Annotated in this window: 11 protein-coding genes and 2 pseudogenes; 9 read left to right on the top strand and 4 right to left on the bottom strand. The window is 70.8% G+C overall.

Annotation, left to right across the window (positions count from 1 at the left end):
* Nucleotides 1–8 precede the first annotated feature (8 nt).
* A pseudogene (locus tag GA0074696_RS32605) lies at nt 9–101 on the bottom strand (hypothetical protein); the annotation flags it as partial.
* Here GA0074696_RS32605 and GA0074696_RS32600 point away from each other — a divergent pair.
* The 4 genes and pseudogenes from GA0074696_RS32600 to GA0074696_RS13875 all read left to right on the top strand — a co-directional run.
* Nucleotides 80–313: pseudogene (locus GA0074696_RS32600) on the top strand (DoxX family protein); the annotation flags it as partial. The pseudogenes GA0074696_RS32605 and GA0074696_RS32600 overlap by 22 nt on opposite strands.
* Nucleotides 314–1,384: 1,071 nt before the next feature.
* Complete coding sequence (locus tag GA0074696_RS13885; RefSeq protein ID WP_088961492.1) at nt 1,385–2,776, top strand: ferredoxin reductase family protein; 1,392 nt, start codon at nt 1,385–1,387, stop codon at nt 2,774–2,776.
* Nucleotides 2,777–2,821: 45 nt separating this feature from the next.
* Nucleotides 2,822–3,307: an FMN-binding protein gene (locus tag GA0074696_RS13880; protein WP_088961491.1), complete on the top strand. Its 486-nt coding sequence runs from the start codon at nt 2,822–2,824 to the stop codon at nt 3,305–3,307.
* Nucleotides 3,304–4,038: an FAD:protein FMN transferase gene (locus tag GA0074696_RS13875; RefSeq protein WP_197700842.1), complete on the top strand. Its 735-nt coding sequence runs from the start codon at nt 3,304–3,306 to the stop codon at nt 4,036–4,038. Before GA0074696_RS13880 ends, GA0074696_RS13875 begins: the two co-directional genes overlap by 4 nt.
* A 151-nt stretch (nt 4,039–4,189) precedes the next feature.
* Here the strand turns inward: GA0074696_RS13875 and GA0074696_RS13870 are convergent, their stop codons facing one another.
* Entirely contained in the window at nt 4,190–4,936 is a 747-nt protein-coding gene (locus GA0074696_RS13870) for a DUF6069 family protein (RefSeq protein WP_088961490.1), read from the bottom strand.
* A gap of 5 nt (nt 4,937–4,941) precedes the next feature.
* Nucleotides 4,942–5,943, bottom strand: a complete 1,002-nt coding sequence (locus GA0074696_RS13865; RefSeq protein ID WP_407940583.1) for an RNA polymerase subunit sigma-70 — start codon at nt 5,941–5,943, stop codon at nt 4,942–4,944.
* Nucleotides 5,944–6,185: 242 nt separating this feature from the next.
* Here GA0074696_RS13865 and GA0074696_RS13860 point away from each other — a divergent pair, with 242 nt between their 5' ends.
* Both GA0074696_RS13860 and GA0074696_RS13855 read left to right on the top strand, forming a co-directional pair.
* Complete coding sequence (locus GA0074696_RS13860) at nt 6,186–7,532, top strand: SWIM zinc finger family protein (protein ID WP_157745900.1); 1,347 nt, start codon at nt 6,186–6,188, stop codon at nt 7,530–7,532.
* Nucleotides 7,525–10,209 (top strand): DUF6493 family protein, encoded by a 2,685-nt coding sequence (locus GA0074696_RS13855; RefSeq protein WP_157745898.1) that lies wholly within the window; start codon nt 7,525–7,527, stop codon nt 10,207–10,209. The genes GA0074696_RS13860 and GA0074696_RS13855 overlap by 8 nt, the downstream gene beginning before the upstream one ends.
* Before the next feature lie 35 nt (nt 10,210–10,244).
* On the opposite strand, the gene helR is transcribed toward GA0074696_RS13855, so the two are convergent.
* Entirely contained in the window at nt 10,245–12,389 is a 2,145-nt protein-coding gene (gene helR / locus GA0074696_RS13850) for an RNA polymerase recycling motor ATPase HelR (protein ID WP_197700870.1), read from the bottom strand.
* A 558-nt stretch (nt 12,390–12,947) separates the two neighbouring features.
* Here helR and GA0074696_RS13845 point away from each other — a divergent pair.
* The 3 genes from GA0074696_RS13845 to galE all read left to right on the top strand — a co-directional run bounded on the left by GA0074696_RS13845 (nt 12,948) and on the right by galE (nt 18,427).
* Entirely contained in the window at nt 12,948–14,795 is a 1,848-nt protein-coding gene (locus GA0074696_RS13845) for a glycoside hydrolase family 15 protein (protein WP_088961485.1), read from the top strand.
* A gap of 659 nt (nt 14,796–15,454) precedes the next feature.
* The gene (locus tag GA0074696_RS13840; RefSeq protein WP_088961484.1) at nt 15,455–17,278 is read left to right on the top strand and encodes a glycosyltransferase family 2 protein; all 1,824 of its coding nucleotides are present in this window, start codon (nt 15,455–15,457) and stop codon (nt 17,276–17,278) included.
* Between the two features lie 36 nt (nt 17,279–17,314).
* Nucleotides 17,315–18,427: a UDP-glucose 4-epimerase GalE gene (gene galE / locus GA0074696_RS13835; protein WP_088961483.1), complete on the top strand. Its 1,113-nt coding sequence runs from the start codon at nt 17,315–17,317 to the stop codon at nt 18,425–18,427.
* Nucleotides 18,428–18,460: the final 33 nt, after the last annotated feature.

Here is an 18,460-nt window from a genome sequence, read left to right as displayed (position 1 = left end):
CGAGCGGTGGACACCCGCAGCCGGGCCGCCGTCCGACCGAAGTGCAGCTCCTCCACCAGGACGAGGAGCGGACTACGGCGTCCCCCGCTCGTGGTGGCCATGGCTCGCCACAGCCGAGGCCCTCGGGGCCGCAGGCCTGCTGGCCGGTCTGGCTATGCCGATCATCGGCGTCATCGCGGCCACCGGCCTGGTGCTGTACTTCGCCGGCGCCGTCGTCACCGTCCTGCGGGCAAGGGCCTTCTCGCACGTTCCGTATCCGCTGCTGTACCTGGCGCCGAGCATCGCCGCGCTCACGCTGGGACTCACCGCCTGAACACGTCTGCCCACTCCGCGAGGTCGTTGGCTCTGGTGGGAAGTCCTGCCACGTCTCATGACAGCGCGGCGGCCCACCAGTGGTCAGACCAAGGCGCGCTACCTCCGGATCCGGACGACCTCCTGCGTCGAAGAATTTGAGCAGCACGCCCAAATCAGACTGGCACTCACCAGGGCGTCACCAACGTGGAACGACGTGCCGTCCACGTCAGCCACCACCAGGACTGCTGCCTGCTGCTGCTCGCCGGTACAGGTGACCACGACATGGTCGGAGCCTTGAGCGATACGGCTGCCGACCGCCTGGGTCACGGTGACGCCAAAAACGCCACTCTCCCCACCGTCGCAAGACGGAACGGAATAACGACATTTCGATTTGGCTGGATGGCACGGCGAAGCTGGCGCGCCTGCGGTCCACGGTGGAGCCCGCCCGAGCCGCCCGACGAAGGGCGACCGGGCTTCGCCGTCGCTCGGGTCGTCACGATTCCCCGACCTGTTTCGCACGGCGAGCCGGCACGCATGCCGACCGGTACACCCTGATGGCGACGGAGGGGCCGCGGCCAGCTACTTCGCGGTGCAGTCCGCGTTCATGAGCCTGACCGGCGGCTGATTCCGATCGACACGGTCAACGAGGCGTACGGCCAGGCCGTCTCGCTTCCGATACGTCATCGACAACTCGACGCCGCTCACGCCCGGCGCCTGACCGCCGATCTGCTCCGCCACTGACATGAACGACGCGGATGCGGGAAGAAGCGGTTTCCCCTGTGAGCGGACCAGGTCGAGGAGGACAGAGTGACATCTTGGGCCGGCAGGGAAAGGACCGGGCGGTGCGACGGCGGTCGGCGAACTGCCTACAGGTGCCCGGAGAGCCCGGCGACGCGCGTATGGACGGTTTCTCCCTGACTCGCCGGCTGATGGACGCTATCGCGCTTCAATCATCTTCGTCCGGCGCGACGTTTTTCTGACCCGGCTCTCCGATCGCACCACCCGCTCCCCGCCGGAACCCGGAAATGGCGATGGAGGGAAATCCGACGGTTGACGGGCGAACAGGCGGGGCGGGGCGGGAGGGGGTTTCGTGACGGGGAAGGCGCAGGCGGCCGGCGCGGTCGCCAGGCCCGTACGAACCCCCGCGTCGGCGTGGTGGGCCGATGCGATCGCCTCGGCCGCCGCGGTCAGCCTTCTGGTCGTTGTCGCGCTCTGGGTGCGGGGCGGCGGTGTGCAGGGTCTTCGTGGCTGGGCGGCGGGCCTGACGTCGCTCGGCCGGTTGACCGGACTTGTCGCGGCCGACCTGCTGCTCATCCAGGTGCTGCTGATGGCCCGCGTGCCGTGGATCGAGCGCACCTACGGACAGGACGTGCTCGCCCGTTGGCACCGCGTCGTCGGGTTCACGTCCTTCAATCTCCTGCTCGCGCACATCGTGCTTGTCACGGTCGGGTACGCCGCGACGGACGGGGCCTCCGTGACAGGCGAGGCGTGGACCCTCGTCACCACGTACCCGGGAATGCTGCTGGCGGCCGCCGGGGCGGCCGCCCTGACGATGGTCGTGCTCACCTCCCTGCGGGCCGCCCGGCGGCGGCTGCGCTACGAGGCGTGGCACCTGCTGCACCTGTACGCCTACCTCGGCGTCGGCCTGGCGCTGCCGCATCAGCTCTGGACCGGGGCCGACTTCACCAGTTCCCGGGCCGCGACGCTGTACTGGTGGACCGCGTACGCCGTGTGCGCCGGCGCGCTGGTCGCCTTCCGGCTCGGGCTGCCGGCCTGGCGGACGCTGCGGCACCGACTCACGGTCGCCGCCGTCGTCCCGGAGGCTCCCGGCGTGTACTCGATCTACATGCGTGGACGCGATCTGGACCGGTTGCCGGCACGCGCCGGGCAGTTCTTCCAGTGGCGTTTCCTGAGCGGCCCGGGTTGGAGTCGCGGCCATCCGTACTCGCTGTCCGCGGTACCGCGTGAGGACACGCTGCGGATCACGGTGCGATCCCGCGGCGAGGGCAGCGAGCAGGTATCAGAGTTACGGCCGGGTACGCGTGTGCTGATTGAGGGGCCGTACGGCCGGCTGACCGCCGCCCGGCGCACGGCTGCGCGGGTCACCATGATCGCGTCCGGTATCGGAATTACCCCGCTGCGGACGTTGTTGGAAGAGTTACCGTATGCGCCGGGCGAAGCCACGCTGCTGTACCGCGCGCGTTCGGCAGAAGACCTGGTGTTTCGCCAGGAACTGGAGCGCCTCGCGGCCGTCCGTGGCCTGCGCGTGGAATACCTGTTGGGGCCGCGCGGGCGGGCGGGTTCGTGGTTGCCGGCCGGGTTCGGCGACGACGCGAAAGCCTTGCGTGAGCTCGTCCCGGACATCGCGCAGCACGACGTGTTCGTCTGCGGACCGGACGAGTGGATGCAAACGGTCGTACGGGCGGCTCGGCAGGCAGGCGTGCCGGCGGAACGCATTCATCTTGAACGCTTCACCTGGTAAATGAGCCATCCATCCTCATTGCGCTCGCAATCGGAGGAGGACGACATGCGCAAGATCACGATGTGGTTCCTGACAACGATCGCCGTGGTGGTACTTCTCTTCAGCTACCGGACGTCGACCGGACCCGACAGCTCACTTTCGGCCGGAACCGGTGGCGGCGCCAGCGCGCCGGGCGTGGTGGCCGGCCCCGGTACGCCGGCGGACCCCGCGAGGTCACGGGGCAACATCGCGCGATCGGGCTCCACCACGGTCGCCGACGGCCCAGTCGTACAGACCAAGCGCGGGCGCGTCCAGGTGCAGGCACACATCAGCGGCGGCCGGATCACCGACATCACGCCGCTGGCGGTGCCGAACGTGAACAACCGCGACCGCGAGATCAACAAGCACGCGGTGCCGCAGCTGCGTGCGGAGGCGCTCGCCGCGCAGAGCGCCCAGATCGACGCGGTGTCCGGGGCGACGGCGACCAGTGAGGGCTACGCGAAGTCGCTCCAGGCCGCGCTGGACGCCGCTCAGTTCCAGGCCAAGCCGTGACCAGGCAGGCATTCGTCGAGCAGATCATGGGGCTGCCCGTCAGCGTGCACCTACGTGGCCCCGGTGCCGACTCTCCGGCGGCGGCGGACGCCGTCGCCGGGGCCTTCGCCGAACTGCGCGCGATGGACGCCGTCTTCAGCACGTACCGCCCGGACAGTCGGGTGAGCGCGCTGAACCGGGGAGAGCCGGTGGACGATCCGTTGGTCGAAGCGGTACTCGACCTGTGTGAGCAGGCGCGGCAGCGTACCGACGGCTACTTCAACGCGTACCTTCCCGAACCGGGCGGTGGCCCCCGCTTCGACCCGTCCGGCCTGGTCAAGGGCTGGGCCGTCGAGCGCGCCGCGGAGCACCTGGAGGGGTACGAGTTCTACCTGAACGCCGGTGGCGACATGACGGTACGCGGATCCTGGCGCGTGGGCGTCGAGGATCCGGCACAGCCGGATCAGCTCCTCACCGCCATCGAGGTCGTCGACGGGGCCGTCGCGACCTCGGGCAGTGCACAGCGCGGAGCGCACATCGTCGATCCGCACACCGGCGCATCCGCCCGGGGCCTGCGCTCGGTCACCGTCATCGGGCCGTCCCTCACCTGGGCGGACGTGTACGCCACCGCAGCGGCCGCGCAGGGGCCTCAGGCAGTGACATGGCTCGCCACGCTACCCGGGTACGAGGCCCTGCTCGTCGGCGACGACGGTGCCCTGCTGGCCACGCCCGGCTGGCCACTGCCCGCGTGACGCGGCGGGGAGCTCGGGCGACGCGCTTTCCGGCGGGCCGTGCCTGAATGACTCTCTGGGTGAACGGCCTTTCGCCAGCCTTCAGCTGAGCGCGGATGGTAGTTGCGCTCGCGCACGACCTTGTGCCGCGTGTTGTCCCGTTACGGGATCGTCAATCGGTGCGGGTGCGGAGGCTCCTCGCCAGGATGGGGATCATCACCGTCGCAGGGACGAGGTGTAGCCCGAGGAGGGCGCTGGTGGTGGCGGTGTTTGCCCCGGCCAGGAGGGGCGGGACCAACGAGATCGCGGTCAGCGACACTGCCGTCCACACGAATCGCTCGGCGGGGCGAGCGTTCCAACGAAGAAGAGCGACGGCAATGACGATGCCCGCGACCGAGAAGAAGCCGGTCACCACGGCGAACCCGGACAACGGGATCGTCTCGCCACCATCGGGGACCTCGAAGTCGACGCCAACGGCCTGGGCGAGCGCAGCGGCGAGGGTGGTGGCCACCATCGCTGCGAGCGTGGCAATGAAGCCGGTGCCGGCGAGCCCGCGGAGTCGGTGGGTGTGGCTGGTCTGGCCCGATGCCGGGCCTGCGACGACCCCGGTGTCGTTCATGCTGTTCATGTCATCCTCCATCATTCGGCAACTGGCGTAGGGGTGTGTTGACTGGCAAGGGACGGTCCTGGCCCTGGGGGTGACGATGCGCACCCTCGCCGTGCGACGGCCGGGGTTCCGCAGGGCGCGGACGCCGGTGCCGCGGAGCCAGAACCCGGCGTCGCGTCCGAGGACCCGCCCGGGCTCGCCGTCGCGCAGCTCCAGCTGCACCCGCCCGCGGGTGACGACGCCGAACGCGTCGCACCACTCGGCCGCGACCACCGCGACACGCGCGCCACCGCGCAGCGCGAGCGTCCACACCGGGACTACTCCGTGCCCTCCGCCGGCAGGCGCTCCGGCAGCCCGAGGCGCGGGAACTGGTCGTTGTGGAAGATGGTGATCTCGGTGATCGCCCCGCCGGTGACGCGCAGGACGTCGATCGTCAGCGGCAGGTACGCGCCCTCCCGCTCCCGCCACAGGTAGAAGGCGACGGCGGGCTGCCGATTCACGGAGGTGGGGACCGCGCGCAGGCCCTTCATGCCCTCGAAGCCGCTCTCGACCCAGTCGTTCACCACCGCGTCACGGCCGACGTACAGGCCCGGCGTGGGCGGCATCGAGCAGCGGACGTCGTCCCGCAGCATGCCAGCGAGCACGTCGATGTCCGTGGCCACGCTCGCGTCGGTGAAGCGGCGCACCAGCTCGCGCGTCCCGGCGTCCTCCTCGCCGCCGGTCCAGTCCTGCCGCTCTGCGGGCAGGTGCTCCCGCATGCCGGCGCGGGCCCGCTGCAGCGCGCTGTTCACGGAGTTGACGGAGTCCCCGAGGAGCTCCGCGACGTCCTTCGCCGGCCAGCCGAGCACGTCCCGCAGAATCAGCACGGCCCGCGGGCGCGGCGCGAGGTGCTGGACCGCGACCAGGTACGCCAGCTCGATCGTCTCCCGCGCGACGGCGACGGTCTCCGGCTCGTCCGCGTCGCCCGCGGGCAGCTCGTCGAGCAGCCGGTCCGGATAGGGCTGCAGCCACAGCACCTCACCGCCGGTCGCGGCCTCCGGGCGGCGCTTGGCGAGCAGGTCCAGGCAGGCGTTGGTGGCGATCCGGTACAGCCAGGCCCGGAACGTCGACCGCCCCTCGAAGGTCTCCCGCCGCCGCCAGGCACGGAGGAACGTCTCCTGCACGGTGTCCTCGGCGTCCTCGAACGACCCGAGCATCCGGTAGCAGTGCACGTGCAGCTCCCGCCGGTGCCGCTCCGCCAGCCCCGAGAACGCCGGCTCGTCGACCTCGCCCAGACCGCTCACGCCCAGCTCCTCCAGCCGCGTGTCCGCACTCATCACGTCATCCTTCCGTCTCGTCGTGTCGCGTCGTAGGTGTGACGGGTGCGGGCGCGACAACTCATCACTAGGGCGGTCGGCGGTGGTCCAGCCGCTGAATCGCCATGTCCCCGAGCATCTCTGGCTAGCTCGGTGTGGGCGGGCTCAGGTGGTGGTGAGGGCTGGCCGCGGGGACAGCGCGGTTGGAGCATCGCGTGGCACGATCCGCGGGACCTGCGAGCGGCACTCCCGGAAGGATCAGTGACTTGAGCGCGACAGTGCCCACGCTGGATACCCGGATCTATCGCCAGGCGTCCGGACTGTCCGACGGTAACCTGGCCCTCGCCACGTCTGCGCCGGATCGGGTGGACGAACAGACCTTTTTCGCGGGCTTCGTGCGTACGCCGCGGCTGGTCGCCGGTGGCCTGCTGGCGCTGGCCGACATCGCGGGTGCGGACTTCCGGCAGGCCCGTACCGACCTGGCCCGTGGCCGCGATCCGGTGGTCACCGGCGACAGCGAGCGGCTGCGGTTCGAGGCGCTGTCGACATGCGGTGGTCTGTACGGACGGCTGGACCTCACCGCCGCCGAACTCGATGGCGCGACCGTCGGCCGTGGCACCACCAACGTGGACATCAATCCTCCCCTGTACGAGTCGCTGACCAGGGTCGGCGGTGACGACCCGTTGCGCATGTCGGTGGGCGAGGAGGGGCTCGCCATGTCGACGCTCGACGGCAAGGTCGTCGAGAAGCGTGTGCCGCTGCCGACGCGTTGGCTGCGCGGGCTGGCCGAGGTGGCGGCGCACGCTCTGCCGATGGACCCGCGGCTGGAGATCCGCGCCGGACGTGCCGTCGCACTGCTGGCCGAGATGTCGGCGCGCACTGCCCGGCAGGCCCGCTGGCTGCTGCCGGCCGGATCCGGGTGGCGGTCCACCACACGGCCGGTTCCCGGCGCTGTCTGCGTGGCCGACGGATTCCGGCTGTCGGTGCTGCGGCCGCTCCTTCCCCTGGCGCAGACGTTGACCCTCTACGCACCGCCGGTCACCGGCGCACCCGCCCAGGTGAGCGGCTGGGTGCTGGACTTCGGCACGGCCCGGTTCACCCTGCTGCTCTCGACCGGCGTCAGCCAGGGCTTCGCCGGCGACGGTCAGCTGCTGGCCGACCTCGGGTCCGGGTCGGCTGTCGCCGACGCCGACGCACTGGATGCGCTCCTGGCCGTCGATCCGGTCATCGACCGCGCGTCGGTCGCCGCGCTGACCGGTTGGGACGCCGCCCGGGCCACGTCCGCCCTCGCCGCGCTGGCCACCGCGGGCCAGGTCGGGTATGACGTCGCGGAGGCGTCGTCGTTCCACCGCCCGCTGCCGTACCGAGCAGACCTGGTCGCCGCGCTGCACCCCAGGCTTGCCGCAGCCCGGATCCTGACGACGACGGGCGGCATGGTGGTGACCGCAGCCGGGATCGAGGTGACCTCCGGCGAGTCCACGTACCTCGTGCATCGACGCGGCGACGAACACGCCTGCACCTGCGCCTGGTGGGCCGAACATCAAGGCCGGCGGGGGCCGTGCAAGCACGTCGTGGCGGTTGTCATCGGGCAGACGGGACAGCAGGGTGAATGACGTCTGGCGCGACGTGTGCGCGCGGATCGACGACGCCGACTTCGACGCGCTCGCCGGCGTGCTCGCCGGTCTGGACGCCACCGGGCGGGCAGCGCTGCTGCCGATGCTGGAAGGGCACACCCCGACGCGTGCGGAGCCGGAGCCGGTCGTCCGCCCACCGGTGGAACCCGAGCCCGAGCCCGAACCGCCCACCAATGGCGTCTTCGCCTTCGCGTTCGTCCTGTCCAGGGACGACGACCCGCCGCCCCGCGACCTCGAAGGCCTCCGCGCGTACGCCGGTCGCCAGCGGCTGCGGGAGCGCGAGAGCCGGTGGGCCCGGGACAAGTGGCACCTCGAGCGGCAGGCGGCCCAGGCCGCCGACCGGCTGACCGAGCGCCGCCACGCCGCCCTTGCGATGGCCATCGTGGCGTGCGTGCCGACGGCCACCGAGGCGGTCAGACGCCTGCACCGCCCGTGGACCGCCGGCCCGTCGCTGCGCGTGGTGCCCGAGGTGGTGCCCGCCCTGCTCAGCGTGCGCGGTGCGGCCTGGGGCACCGCCCTGGCCCGCGGCATGGTGCGGCGTGCGGGATCCCGCAGCCGGATGACCCCGTGGCCGTTCACCGAAGCGCTCATGCGGGCCGTGGGCACCGAGCCACCGGACACGCCCGGTGCTGTCGCACGGTACGTGGAGACGTGGCGCCCATCGCTGGCCTCCTTCCTCGCCGCCGATCCATGGCTCGACCACGTACTGCCGTACCTCTTCGACGAGGACCGGGTGGCCGCCGTGTTCGTCACCGGCGTGGCCCGCCGGGACTGGCCGCAGGCGCTGATGGAGTTGGCGAGCAGCGGGCGCGTCGATCGCGAGGTGCTCATCGCGGGGTGCCTACGCCGCCTGCGCGCCGGCGGGCGCAAGGGACTGCTGCAGCCGTACCTCGACATGCTGAAGCAGCTGGCGCCGGGCACCGACGAGTTGGCCAGACACCGGCAGGAGCTGACCGGCCTGCTGACGGCACCGATGTCGACGGTCGCCGACTACGCGTACACGTCGCTGCAAACCCTGCACCGGACGTCCGAGCTGGACCGGGCCACCCTGGCCGAGATCACCCAGGGCATGCTGTCGCGCCAGGAGAAGAAGCTGGTCCGTGCGCATCTCGCTTGGCTGCGCACGCTTCCGCTGGAGCACCTCGTGGACGGACTGGTGGTCGGGCTGCACCATCCGGTGCCCGAGCTCGCCGAACGCACCGTCGACCTCATCGAGGCCCGGCTGCCCAAGCTGTCCGACGCATCTCGCGGACGGTTGGCCGCCGAGGTCCCCTCGCTCGACGGTGTCGCCGGGCAACGACTCGCCGCGCTGCTCGGCTCCGCGCCACCCGCCCCCGCATCCGTCCCCGCCCTCGTCGCAGAGCCGCCGGTCGAGATGCCGCCACCGCTGGACCTCGGCGCGGTCGCCGGCGAGCTGGCGATCCTGCTGCGTCGGGGCGACGACGACCCGATCCGGCACGAGCTGGTGCTCGACGGGCTGGTGCGCGCGGCCGGCGCCGACCGGGACGCCGCCGCTCGGGTGCTGGAGCCGTTGATCCCACAATGGCCCGGGCTCTGGCCGGGCCTGGTCGCCGCCGCCATCGGACGTGACGCGCCACCCCACCCCGCGTACCACTGGCAGTACCGCACGGAACAGCATCCGATGACGCTCTTCGTGACACGCCGTGTTGCCGAACTCACCGCGCGGCTGGTCACTGCCCCGCCGGTGGCGCTGCTGGCCACTCCGGCCACGGTCGCCGGACACGTCGACCCGGCCCGGGTTCTCGGCCTCCTGGTGGAGGCAGAACGCGACGGCTGGCAACCTGGCGAAGCCGACCTGGCGCAGGCCATCCTGCGCCTGCCTCGCGAGGTGGACCCCGCCGTCCGGGCGGCCGCCGCGCGCCTGGTCTCGCCGGCCGGCCGCCGGTTCGCCGGCTGGCTGGCCACTCCCGCCGAACCGCGAACCTGGGTCGAGGAGGTCAGGCACCATCCGTACGTCTCCGGCCGGCGGATTGCGATGCTGGACCCGGCCGGCCTTCCCGCCGAACTCGCCGATCCGCGCAGCGCGGCCGAACGGGTCAGGTCCGCCCGGAACGCACGAGACGTAGCCCTGTGGCCGATGGTCGCGCCGTCGCACCGCGAGGCGATGGCCGCGCACATCCAGCCGTTCGTCGCCTCCATCGTGGACCAGGGCAACCCCGGCACGGGTTTCCTCGCCGGGCTCGCAGCGGCCGACGGCCCGGCCGGTCCGGCGATGTCCCTGACGATGGCGTACGCGCTGGCCAACCACCGGCAGACCGCGCGACTGGCGGCAGGCGACGCGCTCATCGAACTCGCCACCCGCCCGGGCTGGGACAGCACGGGTGTCGGGGCGGAGGTCGGGGCCCTCGCGGCGGCGGACCGGATCGTGCTGCAGCGGATAGTCCAGCCCTTGGCCGAGGCGCTCAAGGCCGGCGCCCGCGATGCGGTCTGGCAGGTGACGTCCGCGGCGCTGCCGGTCCTCCTGCCCGCCGGACCGCGCCCTGGCCTGGCCGACCTCGTCGACCTCGCCGCCAACGCCGCTCCTCGCGACGGCCACTCCGCCGACCTCCCGGGCCTGGCCGCGCTCGCCGCCAGGCCCGGCCGCAACCGCCTCACCGAGGCCGCCCGTCGGCTCGCGGCGTCCATGACGACCTGACCTCCTGCGGACCGCCGAAGCGGTCACCGATCACGTCAGGATCTCGTCAGGATGACGAGTTGCTGAGTTGCTCGGGTCATCGCGACATAGCGGTCCACAGCTCCTTCGATGCCGTCACCGAATCCCTCTGGATCGACGAGGACGACCAGGTCGAACTCGAGCCCCTTCGACAGTTCCGGGGTCAGCGACCGGACGCGGGACGTCGGCTGGAATGTGGGGTCGCCGATGACGCAGGCGATCCCGTCGGCGTGCGCCGCGAGCCAGGTGTCGAGGATCGAGTGCAGATCAGAAGCAGATCCGTGTACGACGGGGACGCCGCTGCTGCGGATGGAGGTCGGCACGTTGGCGTCCGGGAGCACGGACCGGATGACCGGCTCGGCTTCCGCCATGACCTCTTCCGGCGTCCGGTAGTTGATGCTCAGGGAGGCCAGGTTGATCCGGTCGAGCCCGATCCGCTCGAGCCGTTCCTGCCACGACTCCGTGAACCCGTGCCGAGCCTGGGCGCGGTCCCCGACGATGGTGAAGCTCCGGGACGGGCAGCGCAGCAGCAACATCTGCCACTCCGCGTCGGTCAGTTCCTGAGCCTCGTCCACGACGATGTGCGCGAACGGGCCGGCGAGCAGGTCCGGGTCGGTGCTGGGCAGTGCGGTCTCGTCGACCAGGGCATCCTGGAGATCCAGTTGGCGCAGGCTCGACAGCACACCTTCACCGTCGTCATAGGCATGGGCCTCGATCAGCTCGTCGACGACCGTAGCCATGCGGGCGCGTTCGGCGGCGACAATGGCCTCGTGCCGACGCTTACGCCCGGACGCCTCCGGATCGCCGAGCCGCTGCCGCGCCGCGTCCAGGAGCGGCAGGTCGGACACCGTCCAGGCCTGAGCGTCTGCGCGCTGCAGCTTCCGAATGTCATCCGGGCTGAGCCAGGGAGCGCACTTGCGCAGGTAGGCGGGCACCGACCACAGGTCTCCGACGAGGTCGGTCGCTTCGAGCAGCGGCCAGGCGCGGTTGAAGGTCATGAGCAGTTCCCTGTTCCGCGACAGCGACCTGCGGACCAGGTCATCCGGCTCATCGCCGTCGTACTTCGCCATCAGGATCGTCAGCAGTTCCGCCCAGATCTCGTCCCGCGCCTCGTTGTGCGGGGTACCGGGGTCTGGTGCGTCGAACGCCTCGGCCCAGTCGCCGGCGCTCAGCCAGATGTCGGACTCGTCGGTCGTGACTGTCATTCCCTTGGCCGGTGGCTCCTCGTAGAACCTGACGGCCGCCTCGATCGCCTTCACCAGGTCCGCGGACGACTTCAGCAGGGCCACCTCCGGGTCGGTCTCGATGGTTGCCGCGGCACCCTCGGGCACGAGGTCCCGCAGCGTGCAGGTCTGCACGTCCTCTTCGCCGAGGCTGGGGAGCACGTCGGCGACGTAGGCGAGGTAGGGCTGGTGCGGACCGACGAACAGCACGCCGCCCCGGCGGTGACCGAGGCGAGGGTCGGCGTAGCGGAGGTAGGCGGTGCGGTGCAGAGCGACGACGGTCTTCCCCGTACCCGGGCCGCCGTCGACGACGAGCGCGCCGCTCGATCCCGCGCGGATGATGGCGTCCTGGTCGGCCTGGATCGTGCCGAGCACGTCCCGCATCCGGGCCGACCGGCTGCTGCCCAGGCTGGCGATGAAGGCGGACTGGTCGTCGAGCGCGGCGTGCCCTTCCAACCCGTCCGCGGTGAACACCTCGTCCCAGTAGTCGCTGATCCGGCCACGGGTCCAGCGATACCTGCGGCGGCTCGCCAGACCCATCGGGTTGGCGTGGGTCGCCCCGAAGAACGGCTCGGCCGCCGGGGAACGCCAGTCGAGCAGCAGCCGGCGACCTTCGCTGTCCGTGAGGCCACGTCGTCCGACGTACACCGGCTCGGGGTCGTCCTCGCTGACCATGCGTCCGATGCACAGGTCCACACCGAAACGCCGCAGGGCACGCAGGCGAGCGGCCAGCCGGCGGACCTCCTGGTCCCGGTCCACCGCCTGCCGGCCTTTGCCACCGGGCGCCTTGCGCGCGGCATCGAGGCGGTCGGACAGGTCGGCGATCGACTGCTCCAGGCTTTCCGCGAGGGCCGCGAAGTGCTGCTCGTCGCGAGCGATCAGCGTCGGGTCGGCCTTGGGGGAAAGGTGCTCGGGAAGGTCGAAGGCGCTGGTGGTCAAGGGCTTCACGTCATCAGCTCCGATCTGAGGTCGCTTGCAGGGAGACGAGTGGCGGCTGCCCTGTGCGCGGATCGCCTCGGTGGCCACCCGGGCGACGTTTTTCGATGCGCGCTTGGGCGTACTGGCCCAAGCCCGCGTGTGCCGGTGGTGTGCCGGCGTCCAGGAACCCCACCACCAGGCGTTCCGCGCTACGCGGTGCAGTGCCGCCGCCGCTTCCCGCGCCGCTGCGTTCGTCGCCGGTGAGGGTGTTTCGCGACTCCCGTTTCCGTAGGTTTCTGGCCTCGGCCGGCAATTCTGCGGTACGACCGGGGTCTTGCCGCAAGGCCCCCGGTGCGGTATATGTTGAGAGTGGAAGGGAGTGCTTACTCCCCCTTTCCGTTGATCGTCCGCTGAACGGACAAACTCCCCGCGAAACGGCTGCACGCCGCGTACGGCGGTTCCTCCCCCTCTTCGGCAAGGCCGACCCGAATTCGTCGAGAGCGCCGCCATTCGCATGGGTTTCGGCGCCGCGCCGTACTGCGGGCGGTGTCACTGCGTTCCGCTCGGGTAGTCCGATCCATGGGGTGCGGACGGATCGCGGAGCACGGCTTCCTGGCCGATGGTCGCAGCGCGGTGCTGGTGGACCGCGCCGGGTCGGTGAACTGGTGGTGCCCTGCGCGGTTCGACTCTCCGTCGGTGTTCACCCGCCTGCTCGATGATGACGCCGGGCACTGGGTGATCCGTCCCGACGGTGAGTTCAGCTCTGACCGTGCCTATCTGACCGATACGCTCGTGCTTCGTACCGTTTTCACCACCGCGACCGGCAGCGTGGCGGTGACCGATGCACTGGCCCTGGAACCAGGGGCGCGGGGCCATGAGGTCGGTCTGCACTCGCCGAGGGTGCTGGCCCGGGTGGTGCGAGGGCTCTCCGGCGAGGTCCCGCTGCGATTGCACTACCGGCCACGGTTCGAGTACGGCCGGATGGTCCCCCACCTGGTGCGGCAGGACGACGCGTTGGTCGCCACTGCCGCGTCGGCCCGCCTGGATCTGCGCGCGGCCATCCCACTGAGGTGCGAGGTCGGGGAGGCGTTCGGGTCGTTCACCGTACGGGCCGGCGAGACGCGCCACTTCACGCTGGCGTACGCGCCGGCTTACGATGCCGGCCCGCCGGCGGTGCTCGATGCCGAACAGGTGATCGACAACGCCGTCGCAGGCTGGCGCTCCTGGATGGGCCTGCACGACTACCGTGGCCTCTACCGGGAGCAGGTGCGACTCAGCGCGCTGGTCGTGCAGGGGATGACCTACCGGCCCAGTGGTGCGGTGGTGGCAGCCCCGACGATGTCCCTGCCCGAGGAGTTGGGCGGCGAACGCAACTACGACTACCGCTATGCCTGGGTACGCGACTTCAGCTTCACTCTGGCGGCGCTCTGGCGCGTGGCCTGCACGGACGAGGTCAACCTGCGCGTCGGGTGGCTGGCCCGGTCGATGGGCATGAACGAGGGCATAGTGCCGATCATGTACGGGGTGGAGGGCGAACGGGACCTCACCGAACACCATCTCGAGCACTTGTCCGGCTTCGCCGGCAGCCGCCCGGTGCTGGTGGGCAACGACGCCTGGCGACAACGGCAGAACGACGTGCACGGTGAGGCACTCAACGCCGCCTGGCTGATGCGGGAACACCTCGATCCGATGCCGCCGGACGTCCGCCAACTGCTGCGCGCGATGACCGAGCGGGCCGCACGGGACTGGCACCTGCCGGACGCCGGGATGTGGGAGGCACGCGACGCCGAACGCCACTACGTGTCATCGAAGGTGGAGTGCTGGACGGCGTTGGACCGAGCCGTCCGCTTCGGGTCCCACCTGGGCTCCGAGGCGGACGTCGCCAGGTGGGCAGCGGCACGGGACGAGGTGCGACGAACCGTGCTGACCCGGGGCTGGAGCGACCGGGCGATGGCCTTCACCGCGGCCTTCGACACCGATGAGCTGGATGCGTCGGTACTGCTGATGCCGTTGGTCGGCTTCCTTCCCGCGGATGACCCGAGAATGCGTTCCACGATTCGGACCATCGAGGAAAGGTTGTCCCACGACGGCCTGCTGCGCCGCTGGGAGGGCGACCCCGCCGGCTTCGTGATCTGCTCCTTCTGGCTGGTGAGCTGTCTGGCGCTGGCGGGCGAGCGCGACCGGGCCGGGCAGCTTTTCGAGCGGCTCGCCGGCCGGGTCAACGACCTGGGCCTGTTCGCCGAGCAGATCGACCCGTACAGCGGGGAAGCCCTGGGCAACTTTCCCCAGGCGTTCTCGCACATCGGCCTCATCAACGGCGCCGGAGACCTCACCGACGTGGATGCCGGGCGCCACCACCTTCCGCCGGCACCAGAGTGGCTCATCCCCGCCGCTGAGCAGAGCGGTCGGGCGGCGAAGGTCGAGTGAGGTGAACGGACGGCGGGGCGGCCAGCCCAAGGGTTCTTGGGCTGGCCGCCGGCACCTGTCGAAGCGCATGATCCGAACCGGCGGATGCCGCCGGGTCAGTCGGTGGCGTTGGCCGCTTCGACGATGAGGTTGCTCACCACACCGGGGTGGCTGACCATCGCGACGTGCGAGGCGTCCACCTCGACAACCCCCGAGCGCCGGCCCGGTCGTACTCGAATCGCTCAAGCTCCGCCGGAATCGCCTTGTCGGCCGTGGCTCCGTCATGCCCCGCGCCGCGTAGCCGGCCCGCCGGTGCTGGCGAGCGGGTCCCTCGTCAGGTGAGGCAGGGGGCTTCCTGGCGACGCCCCTTATGCACCAATACTCCGGCTTTGCCGGGTCGCCCCCACGAGCATCGTTTTGGTCGGGCTTGCGCCGACCAAGGATGCCCCAGTCGGACAGAACTGGGACCACTGAGGGTTGTCGCATCGACAATCATCGATATTGATACGGGGACCGCAAGTGCACGCGCAGACTTCGGGGAATCGGCGAGCCGACGGGCATCGTCGGGCGGACGCATCCGGTAGCGAACAGGCTGGTCGGCACTACCGCCTCGGCGAGGACGTCCGGCGATCGGGACGACCGCCGCAGATCTGGACCGGGCAGCGGGCACGGACCGCGGCATGAGCGCTCCGGCTCGGCCAGCATTCGAGACGCTCGAAACCGAGATCCGGAATCTCTCGGGGGGCAACGTCCTCCGCGCCGGGCCCGGTGGACCGACCCTCGCACCCTTCCGGTACCTGCGCGCCACCCGGGCAGCCACCTTCGTGTCGGCCCTGCGCCGACGCGACCGGGTGGCCGTCGCCGGGCTGACCGCCGGCTGGGCCGTCTCCTTCGTGGCCTTCTGGTGGTGGTGGTGGCAACCCGCGCACCGCGTCGGCTGGGCGGGACTGGCCCTGAACAGTCTGCTGCTGCTGTATCTGACCGCGCTGCCCGCCTATTACCTCCTCGCCGTCTCGCGATTGCGGCAGGTCAATCCCGCGCTCGGGGTGCCACGGCTGCGGGTGGCCTTTGTGGTGACCCGCGCACCGTCAGAACCCTGGTCGCTCGCCCACCGCACCCTCACCGCCATGCTGGCCCAGCAGTTTCCCTACCCGTACGACGTCTGGCTATGCGACGAGGACCCGTCCGAGCAGGCCCTGCGATGGTGCGCCGCGAACGGCGTCGGGGTGTCCAGCCGACGTGGCGTCGCCGCCTACCACCGGGCCACCTGGCCGCGCCGTACCCGCTGCAAGGAAGGCAACCTCGCCTACTTCTACGACCACTGGGGCTACCGGGACTACGAGGTGGTCGCCCAACTCGACTGCGACCACGTGCCCCAACCGACCTATCTTGCCGCGATCACGCGACCGTTCGCCGATCCCGCCATCGGCTACGTCGCCGCACCGAGCGTCTGCGACGCCAACAGCGCGAACTCCTGGTCGGCGCGGGGACGGCTGCACCGCGAGGCGACCTACCACGGCCCGGTGCAGCTGGGCCACAACGGTGGCCTGGCTCCCCTGTGCATCGGCTCGCACTACGCCGTACGGACGGAGGCGCTGCGCGACATCGGCGGTCTCGGCCCCGAACTGGCCGAGGACTTCTCCACGACCTTCCTGCTCGCCTCCGCCGGCTGGCAGGGTGCCTTCGCCATCGACGCCGAGGCGCACGGCGACGGCCCGCTCACGGTCGCCGACATGCTGACCCAGGAGTTCCAGTGGTCGCGGAGCCTCACCACGCTGCGCTACGACCTCGCGCCGGATCACCTGCGGCGGATGGGCACCGCGGTGCGGTTGCGCTTCGCGTTCCAGCTGTCCTACTACCCGCTGCTGGCGATCGCGACCGTCGTCGGCCTCGCCCTGCCCCCGTTCGCCGCGGTCACCGGACTGCCCTGGGTCAACGTCAACTACGTGGAATTCCTGGCCCGCCTGGCTGCGGTATCGCTGTGGCTGCCCCTACTGACCTTGCTGCTCCGCCGGCGCGGGCTGTTGCGCCCCCGGTCCGTGCCAGTCCTGAGCTGGGAAGGCGTCCTATTCGCCCTGACCCGCTGGCCGTACGTCGTGTGGGGCGTCCTGGCCGCGACGCGGCTGAACGCGCGGCCCAAACAGGTCTCGTTCAAGGTCACCCCCAAGGCGCGCACCGGCCTGGAGCCACTCCCCACCCGACTCGTCCTGCCCTATGCGGTGATCACCGTGGTGCTGTCCGCGGCCGCCCTGCTCGGCGAGCGGTCGGCACACACTCCGGGGTACGTCTTCCTCTGCATTCTCGGCGCACTCTGCTACGCGGCGGCGGGCCTCGCCGTACCCGCCCTGCATGTGGTGGAGGCCGCCCGGGCCGCCGGGCTGCGCATGCGGTCAGCCGTCGCGACCGCCGCCGGACCCCTGCTCGTCGGCGTGCTGGCGCTCCTCCCGCTCGCGGCGGCCATCGCCGACTACTCCGGCCCCGCCGCGTTGCTCCATACCCGTTGACGCCCCGCTGCCCGGACCCACAGGAAGGGAACTCTCATGTCCGATCCGAAGACCGTCCTGGTGACCGGCGGCGCCGGCTTCATCGGGAGCCACACCTGCGTCGAGTTGCTCGAGCATGGCTACGAGGTGTGCGTTGTCGACAACTACTCCAACAGCTCACCAGCGGCACCGGCCCGGGTCGAGAAGGTGGCGGGCCGCCCCCTGCTGAGGGTCTACGAGGCCGACGTACGTGATCGTCAGGCGCTCTCGGCGATCTTTGCGGAGAACCCCATCGATGCGGTCATCCACTTCGCCGGGAGGAAGGCTGTCGGCGAATCGGTGTGGATCCCGGTCGACTACTACGACACGAACGTCGGTGGCACGACGAGCCTGCTGCGAAGCATGCGGGAAAACGGCGTGCACCGCCTGGTCTTCTCCTCATCGTGTTCCATCTACGGGGAGGCGGCCCGGATCCCGATCGACGAGCAGGCCCCGCCGCGGCCGACGAACCCGTACGCCAGATCGAAATGGATGTGCGAACAGATCATCGCCGACGCCTGCCGGCAGCATCCGGAGCTGGCGGCCTACTCGCTGCGATACTTCAACCCGGTCGGCGCACACCCCAGCGGGATGCTCGGCGAGGACCCCCGCGGCATCCCGCAGAACGTGATGCCCTATCTGATGCAGGTCGCCATCGGCAGGCTCGAACGGCTGAGCGTCTTCGGCCGCGACTACGCCACCGCGGACGGTACGGCGGTGCGCGACTACATCCATGTCATGGACGTCGCCCAGGCGCACCGCATCGCACTGGAGCGTCTCGACGAGGTGACCGGACTGGAGACCCTCAATCTCGGCACCGGCGTGGGGACGTCGGTCCTGGAGCTCGTCCGGGCGGTCAGCGCCACCTGCGGAAAGTCCCTACCGTACGAGATCGTCGAACGGCGGCAAGGTGATGTAGCCAGACTGGTCGCCGACCCTGGCGCGGCGGCCCGGAAGTGGGGCTGGCGCACGACCCGTAACCTCGCGGCGATGTGCCGGGACGCGTGGCGCTTCCAACTGCTGAATCCCGCCGGATTCGACGACGACCTGACGAGGCCGGCCGCCATCCCGACGGCGCGATCGCTCGATGCGGACGCGATGCCGAGATCACCTGCACCCGACCACCGTTGACCATCGCTCAACGGCGGCGATCACCGGCTTACG

The organism is Micromonospora purpureochromogenes (assembly GCF_900091515.1).
Classification (GTDB): Bacteria; Actinomycetota; Actinomycetes; order Mycobacteriales; family Micromonosporaceae; genus Micromonospora; species Micromonospora purpureochromogenes.
Note: the sequence above shows the minus strand (reverse complement) of the source record. Positions and strands in the feature narration are given on the sequence as shown.

Coding starts and splice junctions, on each gene's coding strand:
- galE (WP_088961483.1), top strand. CDS start 17,315: ATGTCCGATCCGAAGACCGTCCTGGTGACCGGCGGCGCCGGCTTCATC.
- GA0074696_RS13845 (WP_088961485.1), top strand. CDS start 12,948: ATGGGGTGCGGACGGATCGCGGAGCACGGCTTCCTGGCCGATGGTCGC.
- GA0074696_RS13840 (WP_088961484.1), top strand. CDS start 15,455: ATGAGCGCTCCGGCTCGGCCAGCATTCGAGACGCTCGAAACCGAGATC.
- GA0074696_RS13880 (WP_088961491.1), top strand. CDS start 2,822: ATGCGCAAGATCACGATGTGGTTCCTGACAACGATCGCCGTGGTGGTA.